The sequence below is a fragment of the Rhizobium tibeticum genome, assembly GCF_900110205.1.
Lineage (GTDB): Bacteria > Pseudomonadota > Alphaproteobacteria > Rhizobiales > Rhizobiaceae > Rhizobium > Rhizobium tibeticum.
The window spans coordinates 1-9066 of record NZ_FOCV01000089.1 but is presented as its reverse complement, the minus strand read 5'-3'; the positions used below and the strand labels follow the sequence as shown (position 1 = coordinate 9066).

Annotated in this window: 8 protein-coding genes and 2 pseudogenes; 5 read left to right on the top strand and 5 right to left on the bottom strand. The window is 56.3% G+C overall.

Annotated elements, in window-relative coordinates; all coding sequences use genetic code 11:
* Window positions 1-222, top strand: a 222-nt coding sequence (locus BSG20_RS34195) for a transposase (RefSeq protein ID WP_143147611.1), incomplete at its 5' end; no start/stop codon positions are given.
* Between the two features lie 194 nt (window positions 223-416).
* Here the strand turns inward: BSG20_RS34195 and nodD2 are convergent.
* Entirely contained in the window at window positions 417-1343 is a 927-nt protein-coding gene (nodD2, locus tag BSG20_RS34190) for a transcriptional regulator NodD2 (protein ID WP_093041858.1), read from the bottom strand.
* Between the two features lie 136 nt (window positions 1344-1479).
* Between nodD2 and BSG20_RS38205 the strand changes: the two are divergent.
* Window positions 1480-1726 (top strand): annotated as a pseudogene (locus BSG20_RS38205) (IS110 family transposase); the annotation flags it as partial.
* Between the two features lie 1242 nt (window positions 1727-2968).
* Here BSG20_RS38205 and BSG20_RS34180 read toward each other — a convergent pair.
* From BSG20_RS34180 to BSG20_RS34170, 3 genes are all read right to left on the bottom strand, one after another.
* Window positions 2969-3313: a type II toxin-antitoxin system RelE/ParE family toxin gene (locus tag BSG20_RS34180; RefSeq protein ID WP_072382012.1), complete on the bottom strand. Its 345-nt coding sequence runs from the start codon at window positions 3311-3313 to the stop codon at window positions 2969-2971.
* Window positions 3300-3575, bottom strand: a complete 276-nt coding sequence (locus tag BSG20_RS34175; protein ID WP_072382014.1) for a type II toxin-antitoxin system ParD family antitoxin — start codon at window positions 3573-3575, stop codon at window positions 3300-3302. Before BSG20_RS34175 ends, BSG20_RS34180 begins: the two co-directional genes overlap by 14 nt.
* 408 nt (window positions 3576-3983) lie before the next feature.
* Entirely contained in the window at window positions 3984-5045 is a 1062-nt protein-coding gene (locus BSG20_RS34170) for a LysR family transcriptional regulator (protein WP_072382010.1), read from the bottom strand.
* A gap of 1329 nt (window positions 5046-6374) precedes the next feature.
* Between BSG20_RS34170 and BSG20_RS34165 the strand changes: the two are divergent.
* Window positions 6375-6738: pseudogene (locus BSG20_RS34165) on the top strand (LysR family transcriptional regulator); the annotation flags it as partial.
* Between the two features lie 460 nt (window positions 6739-7198).
* On the opposite strand, the gene BSG20_RS34160 reads toward BSG20_RS34165, so the two are convergent.
* Window positions 7199-7873, bottom strand: a complete 675-nt coding sequence (locus tag BSG20_RS34160) for an OmpW/AlkL family protein (protein ID WP_072382006.1) — start codon at window positions 7871-7873, stop codon at window positions 7199-7201.
* Between the two features lie 584 nt (window positions 7874-8457).
* On the opposite strand from BSG20_RS34160, the gene BSG20_RS39105 reads away from it, so the two are divergent.
* Both BSG20_RS39105 and tnpB read left to right on the top strand, forming a co-directional pair.
* Complete coding sequence (locus BSG20_RS39105) at window positions 8458-8781, top strand: transposase (RefSeq protein ID WP_420884148.1); 324 nt, start codon at window positions 8458-8460, stop codon at window positions 8779-8781.
* A partial coding sequence (gene tnpB, locus BSG20_RS34150; protein ID WP_143147610.1) for an IS66 family insertion sequence element accessory protein TnpB occupies window positions 8778-9066 on the top strand: 289 nt, incomplete at its 3' end. The genes BSG20_RS39105 and tnpB, both read left to right, overlap by 4 nt.

Genomic DNA, 9066 nt, shown 5'->3' with positions numbered 1-9066 from the left:
AAGAAGTGCGGCCTCAAGATCGAAGACATGGTCAAAAGCCGCTGGGTCTATCGCAAGCTACGCAACTTCCGCGCTGGCATCGAGGCCGGCATCTCCTGCCTCAAACGCGCCTACGGCTTGGGGCGCTGCACCTGGCGCGGCCTCGACCACTTCAAGGCTTATGTCTGGTCCTCGGTGGTCGCTTACAATCTCGCCTTCTTCGCCCGCCTCAGGCCGACCTGACACCCCTCATCCGGCAGCGTTCAGAGCACACCCGGCGAGCGGTGGCCGATACTCATGACCCCATTGCCACCAGATCGCGCTTCGCGCCATAACCTGCAGGGTTCTGTGCCATCTCCCGTCCCAACAAACATCCTTCAGTGAACAACCTTGAAAACCCCAGAAAAACAGGCGTTTATGGACGGGCACTAGCTAAGCTAGGACGTTTCCTCCTGAAATTCGCTGCGCGAGGCTTCCTGCAAGAGTATCTCCCGCATCCAGACATTCCCGGGATCCTTGTGATGGAGGGCTGGCCACTGGACAGCCTCAGTGAACCACAGGGGTCGCAGCGGGTGCTTGACGATCCGCAGGGGTATCGTTTGTTCGAAATACTTGACGAGGCGGAATGGGATAATGGCTATACGGTTGGTGCCCGGCAGCAACGGCGGAATCAAAGTAAAACCGGGCACGACAAGTTCGACACGTCTCTTGAACCCGTGCTCAAGCAATAGCCATTGTTCGAAAGAGGGCTTCAACGCACGTCCGAACTGGGCGGCAACATGCCCCATCGACATATATGTCTCGAAAGAGAGATCCCCCAGCAACTGCTCATTCCTCGGGCAGCCGACGCACACCAGTGCCTCGGCAAACAGCTTCGTCTTGGGGTGCGCACTCGACATGAATAAGTCCGGAAGAATTAAAAAATCGACGTCACCGCGCCGGAGAAGCTCATAAGGATCATCATCGAGAGGCAGCAACTCGAAGCTGACGCCGGGAGCCTCCCGGGCCAAGCGCTCCACAACCCTCTCAAAGAATACAAGTGTCATAAAGTCAGAAAGAATGATCCTGAAACGGCGATCCGAGTGGGCTGGGTTGATCGGATCCCAGGCAATGACGGAGAGCTGAATGTGGAGCAAGGCGTCGCGCACCGCTGGGGCGAGCGCCTCGGCACGCGGTGTTGGGACAAGTTCGCGACCCTGCATCGAAAACAGCTCGTCGCCGAAATAGGTGCGCAGTCGCGCGATAGCCGCGCTCATGGCCGGCTGACTGAGCTTGACCCTGCGTGCGGCGGCCGTGAGTTTGCGCTCGGTCATCAGTGCGTCGAGCGCGACGAGGAGGTTTAGATCTAGGCCTCTAAAACGCATGTGCGGTGTCCATACGCCGATGATTGTTTCCAAACAATCAATTTTACCAATTTTGCTGAGTCCTATTAGAGAGCCCTGAAGTTAACGAAATCAAGGTTCGGCAAGGGAATTTTTTCTCAGGACCTCTCTTTAAACGTTGTATGTTGAAGCGCTCTCTGGTCGTGTCCCCGAAGAAAATATCGTCTCGCGGCGCCAGCTTCGTCGCTCAAAGTTATTGGCCTTCCTCAAAAGCTTCCGCCGATCGCCATCGGCATCGGCATCGAAGCTTGTGGCGCCTCACACCACCGGGCACGAGTGTTGCAATCACTTGGCCACGAAGTCGGACTTCTTCCGCCCACACGTCACGCCCTTACGTCAAACGGAATAAGAATGACGCCGCCGATGAGCCGACCAACGACGTGAAGCCGGCCGCCATTCAAATCAAAAACCGGCTACCATTCCGATTTGAAGCCGGCCACCGTTCCAATCAAAATCCGGCTGGTTTTAGGCACTGAACATTTCCCCTGGGTCAACTTTGGCATCAAATACCTCACGACAAACGTGGAGATTTTGACGACGGCAAAAAGGAGACTTACCATGAGACAGTTACGACAAATGCTGCGGCATGCCGGAAGCGCGACCAGCTCCCGCGAGATTGCGGTCGTATTGGGAATTGCACGAAGTACGGTGCAGGATAACCTGCAGCGCGTAGGCAGCAATCGCCCTTGCTGGGCGAACTCACTGACGATGCTCTGGAGAACAAACTCTTCGCTCGCAACGGCATCAAACAGGGCACGAGACGACGCGTCGAACCCCATTACGCGGAAACCAACGTCGGGCGCCAACGTGCTCGGCCGCCGTGGCGCTGTCGGCGTTCGGGTTGGAGACGTTGCGAGACTTGCCCGACATCGAACGGGGCTGCCCAGGCGGCAGGCACTCGTGCCGGAAACGATGCGAGATGGAGAAGAGCGTGCTGGTGCAGGACTGAGGACCGCCAGATCGGCTTGCGGCGTTTCCCTGCGCCTTGGAACCCGTCGGGCCTATCCTGGATTGAGGTGTTTAGCTCAGACGAGGCTCTTCCCTGGGCGCCGAATCCGGCGATCAGGCCAGCGTTGTCACGGTATCTTGGCTCAGCGGCTCTCAGGGAGTAGTAATGGTGAGCAAGTTCGACCGTCATCGTTGCTGTCACCGTCTTTTTGACGAGTATGCCTTGAAATGGCGGGGAACCCGAACACGTTCCGCGGCGGCAACGGTCTGCAGCCTTATTTATGGCAGGCTCTCGTCGGTGGGGCGACAGACGGTCTGACCGGCAATGCGTTGTATGAATTCATCCTGAACCGTCGTGTCGTTTGGCACTTAATCGCGAGATTCCCATCCCAACGATATCAATTAGTTAAGCGGGCGCCAAATTCGAGAACGGGCATTTAAATTAAAATAGCGCTTCAATGCTTCCACTCAAACTCAGATTCAACTGCGGCGCGTATGATGGTCAAGCACGTTCAGAGTCGGTCCTAAGATTTCAAAGAAAACAGAACCTATCTTTTTTCGAGGGTGCGTTAAGTGCGAAAACTGGCTTCACGATTCTCACATTCAAGTGCCAAACTTCACCAAGCGGGGGCATTCTCACCTTTAAGTGCCAAGCGACATCAGCTCTCGAGCAGTCGCCTCATCATGTGTCGGATATGGTCTTGTGCGCCGAAGAAGATGGCAGCAACGATAATCATCCGACGATCCACTACCGGCAAAAACCAAACTGCGGCCTTGTCTCGACGTAAATAACGGATGTCCGTATAAATATCGGAGCGCAATGTTCCGATGTGCGGCGTCTCCGTCAGCCGCTGGATAGACAAGCGGAGCTCGCGGATTCGGCCGGCCGCACGCTCCAAGGCCTCGTCCGGGTGATCGCCGAGATCGCTATAAGCGGCGGAGAGATGATCAAATATAAGTTCAAAATCGCGCTCCCCCTCGGCGGAGTATTCAAGACTCCACACGAAGAGCTCGCCGTTTCCGCGCGATCATATTGTCGACCGCACCTGCCATTGCATCATCCGACAGAGTCGGTCCATTCAACCTCCGGTGAATCAGGTCCCGGAGCGCATCTGTCTCTGCGGCCTCAGCCTCCGTCTTTTGCCGGAGAAGCTCCAGGCCTTGCTGGAGAACCGAACTCAGGCTTGAATACCGCCCATTGTCCACAAGCGACCTCGCAAAGGTATCTTGCTGCTCAGTCAGCGAGATAGATGATTTTACGCTCATGTTAGCTCCTTTCGTACCAAAGATTGCTACCCAGTCGCATATGTCAAGGGATTTCTCGATTGCCTGGCCCGAGGCTTTGTCGCTGGAGGCAACCGATAGTCCCTTTCTCGGCGAGCACCTGAGATACACCTGCGAAATTTGGGCGCATTGCATAATACGTTTTGATTGAAATGGCCCCCGTCCATCTGACGAAAGAATGCAATGGAAATCCACCGGCCGATCAGTGTCGGGGAAATGCAGCTCAACTTAATGTTCCATTTTTGAGTGAGTATGCAACGATCTTGCATGCGCAAAGGTATCAAAAGCGTTCCGATGCTGCGTCAACTTGCGAACAGTCGGATGACGGACACCCGTACCCCTCACATCAACGGAAAGACGCGCAGCGCCTGGTGGAGTAGCCCACGGTCGTCATTCCCGCGGCATCCGCCGTCCGGTCCTCGCCACGCGCGATCGAGCCAGTTCGCCATTTGATGCCTCCGTTAGGCCCGATGCGGCCGTCCGTGCTGCTGCGGTGATTTCGCGCCGCAGCCAGCCATGCTCTCGGTCGCGGTGGCAACGCTCGTGCCAAATAAGCGCCACTTCGTAGGGAGATAGTTCCAAAGGCGGCTCGACAACTGCGAGTGGCAGCATGGAGGCGATTCGGATGGCAACGCGGCTAGGTACAACTAGCACCAAGTCGGTCGCCGCGATAATAACTGCCGCCGTCAGTACGTTGGAAACCACGATTGGATCACAATCAGCCACGCTCAGTTCGGTCAATCCATCATAGACCTGGTGGAAGCGGTCGTTGGGCTCCGAGGCAATGGCTACGTGGCGCAAGGCCGCGAAACTTTCTAACGTCCACTCCTGTTCCAGGACCGGGTGGTCGCGGCGAATGAGGCAGCTAAAGCGGTCGGCATAGAGCCTGCGCCGCAAGTAGCCAGGCGGAGCAGCGCCAATCTGCCCGACCGCCAGATCGATCTCGCCTTGCTCCAGGCGCCGCAGTGCGTTGGCCAAGACCGCGTCGTTGACCATGTCGAGATGAGGGGCACCCTCACGCAGCCGCGGCAGGAGGCGCGGCAACAGAACTAACGCTTGGTGGTCGGGAATGGCCATCGTTACTTTCCATCGCCATTCCCTTGGAGCGACGCTGCAGTTCACCGTTTGGCGAATCGCATCCAACACCGAAGGCAATTTTTCAGCCAAGCGCTCAGCCATCAGCGTTGGAACCAAACCGCGCGAGCCGCGAACCAGTAGATCGTCATTGAACATGCCCCGCAGCCTTGACAACGCTCGGCTCATCGCCGGTTGACTCCGGCCAACATGCTGGGCCGCGTGGGTTATGTTGCGGTATTGTAGTAAGGCCCCGAGATCCACCAGTAGGTTTAGGTCGATGGACGCCAAGTTCGGCATCTGCGGTCGCTGTGCGTCGTCGCTGCCATCGACGGTCGGGCGCGTCGTACGCGGCCGCTTCCAAACGGGCTGATCCATGGGTCTCTCCTCGGGAGCTGGTGCCCTCGCGCCACATCTTTAAAGTCGAGGCCGTTGTAACTTTAACGAGCGCCGGAGGCTTTCTTGGCAACGCCATTAAGTTGGAGCGTAGGCGAATTTTAGTGGAGTCCTGGGGCACTGCCTCTGCTCAGCGGTGCATGGCCGAGAACCCCTTGAGTGAGGCATACGATAGTCTGGTCTGCAGTGATCGCGCTCGCAGGGAATGGCCTGGCGATTGGGGTTGAGCCATATTTGCGGAACGGCTCCGAAGCCCCAAATAATCCTCTGTGAGCCCAACCCACCTTAATTAGTCGTAAGGCCTACCTTGATACATCTGAGGCCGGGATTGCCAAACATATCTTCTTTGCAACCGTGCCTGTTAAGGTGTGATTGGGTTTCCATCCTTGCCTCCGAACATACTCGGCGTTCTTCTAAAGGCATTCGGCAAGTCTGGGAAATTGACTTTTCGCATGATTGCCATCCATGCTGTGGATGGATGCGTGACACCTCGGAATTGCCCGATCCAGACTGCGCAGGATAGAAACCGCCAGTATACCATGGTCGCGTCGCACTTTCTCTCGCGTGGCAGCTTAACCCTGGTGCACCTTACGCGGCGGTCTCGACCATACCCGGAGCGCATGATGCCATATGAACTTTGCATGGAGAGGGCGGCCGAGTGGACCGGAGCAACGCCAACGATATACGCAGCAATTCGAGCACAGAACTGTACCGCATCGTGATCCTTTTCACGATTGAGTGCCTCATGAAGCGATTCGTTGGGGAGCAGAATGCGAGTACTCACCCGCTCACGATAAGGGGGTGACTACGGTTCGGGTTTGGCGCCTTCGTCAGGACGTCGCTTCATCATCTTGGCCAAGAGGGCGTTTCGCCAAGTTGAGCCAGAACGAGGAGATCGAAAATATGCATCTTGAAGCGTGGATGCGTGGCAAGCCAAGCACCGTACTATCCTTGTGTCGTAGATTGGAATGGATCCCCGCTCAGGCAGAGTCATGTCTTGATCAACCCCCCGGCAAGCAACGGCACTCTGAGCTCTGATGCCGACGCTAACACGTCCTGTGACTCAACCGTCCTTGGTGTCGAGCACGGTCATTTGAATTGTAGTGCCATAGTGTCTGCAGGTGTAGAGCATCATCGCCGCAGCCCTTTTAACGTCTTTCCGTCTTTCCTGCAGTGGCTGAAGTTGTTGCGTGCATGGCATTTGTCCGCGCAATGGATAATCTCCTCGTCGCGCTCGATGCTGTGATGACTGATCGAAGTATAGCCCAGCGATCAGGATGAGACGAGTCTCGCCCTGATTGTCGCCACGCAAATCGAAGCGTTACCGCAGCTGCGCGCAGCATCAACCTCAGCCAACCCGCCATGAGTGCAGGCATCGCGCGGCTCCGCACCTACTTCGGCGACGAACTGTTCATCACGCGGGCCGCGAATTTATTACAACGCCTCATGCGGCGGGGCTCGCTTTCGCCGTTCGCGAGGCCCTGCTGCACATCCAATTCTCCATCGTTTCCTCGGATCCGACCCATCGAAATCCGAGCGCCGTTTCAGAATCATCCTACCGACTTTTGTGTTCTTTGTCGTAGCACAAGTGGCTCAGTAGGCTCACGGCGTCAGCTTTGAGTTGCTGCCTCGCCACGACGATCTAGGCGAGCTTCTTCGTTGCGGCCGCGTCGATTCTAGTGTGGGTCGGCCGCCTCACGAACAAGCAGCTGGCGCGGCAGCTTTGCTTGGAGAATCAATACGCTCGCGCTGTCTTCGGTGTGAGGCGGGTAGATGATCATACATAGGCCAGCCTACGCCGGCACCGATACGATCCCGTCGATCCGTAGGACACTGCAAATATCCGCGATTTCAGTAACGCCTCAAACACGCTTCACAATATACAAACCTCCGACCGACCTTCTCGGCGTGTCCTCGCGGAATGCGATCACTCCTGCGGCGTCTAGGTCGCGATTTTGAATTGGTGCCCCAACTTTCGCAGACGCGAAAGCTGAAAGCAGCCGTGTGCTCCATGAAGGACGCGCGCGAAGTAACTCAAACGAGCAATTCAGCCGAACGCCCAGTCGGGCGGCGCTGCTGTGAATGGCTCTTCTCGATTATGACTCGCGCGCGATACTGTTGTTGTGGAAGCCGGATTAAAAGCGATATGTAATGCCAGCGCCGATTAGGAAGGGGTCGATCTTCGCTTTACCAGTCACGTCGTTTCCGCCGACAGTAGCCTCGAAATCTGGTCTTAAGAAGATCTTCTTCGCGTCGACGTTGAGTCCCCAATGACTATCGATCATATAGTCGAAACCAACCTGCAAGGCCACACCAAATGCGTTGTTGACGTGAAGCCTCTCGGCAGTTTTGCCTGATTGATTGTAGAAATTTGTATAATTCACACCGGCGCCCACATAGGGCCGAAAGGCCCCAAAATCGGTGAAATGGTATTGCAACGTTAATGTCGGTGGTAGCAGCCAAGTCTCGCCGACCTCACCTAAACCGGCAATTGAGCCGCCACCGCGAACCTTGGCATAGGTCGTGCCCAAAATGAGCTCAGCCGCGATATTGTCATTGAAGAAATAGGAGATGTCGAACTCTGGGAAGGCCGTATCAGAGTAAGAGAGGTCGGAGCCTGCTAATCGATCAACGCGGCCAGAGTCGCTTGTGATAGCGCCAAGCGCGCGCAGGCGCAGCTGCCAAGGGCTGGGGCTGGCTGCAATCGCGGGCGCATGGGGTACGCTGACTAAGTCGGACGCCTCAGCCACAAAAGCCGTAGCGACAGTCCCTGCGACGATAATGGCGTAGGCGGTTTTGATGATCGTCATGTTTGTCTCCGTTTGGTATCGTCCACGAGGTGGCACGAGCGGCGTCGATAGCGAAAGTACGACTTGTATTTGGGATAGCGGTTGAGAACTGTGAGCAGCCGGAGGCTAATATCAATCGGCCGCTAATTCGTCGCAGGCATGCTTACTGGTCTCATTCATCGTTCCTAGGTCCACATTCATGACTCCTGGCTTCAGTGGGATTTTCAACGAAAGCAGCGAAAGCTTCTCGCATTGCGCGGCTCCTGGGTGTTGACTGACAAAACTGCACTAACTTTTGACGGCGGTAGACGTTCAGAACGCCCCGGGGTGCGCTCACAAACGACCAAGCATGTACCGTGCCAAAAAAGAAAATCGTTTTACCGCAACGTATTGCGCGACCTCTTCTATGTCGCAGCCTCGACACATTGTCGGAGATCGTATAACGCGATTGGCTATCAATTGGCCTCGCCAGCCATGCCTCCGTAAGCGGTGCATTGACCCCGTCTGGCGATAGCGAGACATCGAGCTTATTCATATGCGCACAAGGAATGAGCTTGGTATGAATTGCTATGTCTGAAGCTATGTCCGAACATAGGACGTTCCATATGATCGAAGCCGTTGCGGGTCGTCTGGAGGGCGCGCCGCGCGAGGTTCGACGCTGGTCAGATGAGTTCAAGGCTCAGGCGGTAGCCGAAAGCATGGAGCCGGGTGCGAGCGTTTCGGCGGTGGCAAGGCGCATAGGGATCGACCCCTCGCAGTTGTTCACATGGCGCCGCAATGCCCGTCAGAAAGCGGCGGCGGCTGTCGATACGGCTCGGGGCGAAAGCTCTACCGCGGACATCATGATCGGCGACGCAGTGATCCGCGTGAATGTCGGGATCGACGAGCCCCATCTCGTCAGGCTGATCCGCGCGGTGCGGTCTGCATGATCCCCGCTGGTGCAAAGGTCTTTTTGGCCAGTCATCCCGTCGATTTCCGCAAAGGTCCAGATAGCCTTTTGGCGCTGGTGCGTGATGCTGGAAGCGACCCCTTCAATGGCTCACTCTACGTTTTTCGGGCAAAGCGCGCAGACAAAATCAAGATCGCCTGGTGGGATGGCTCAGGCGTGTGTCTGTATTCGAACGATCTGCGTTCATATTGCATCTCTCTTTCGCATTCAGTTGAAGGTTTTGGCGTGTCTGGCATTTTCCTTACGGGCGGCGACGCGATCGACG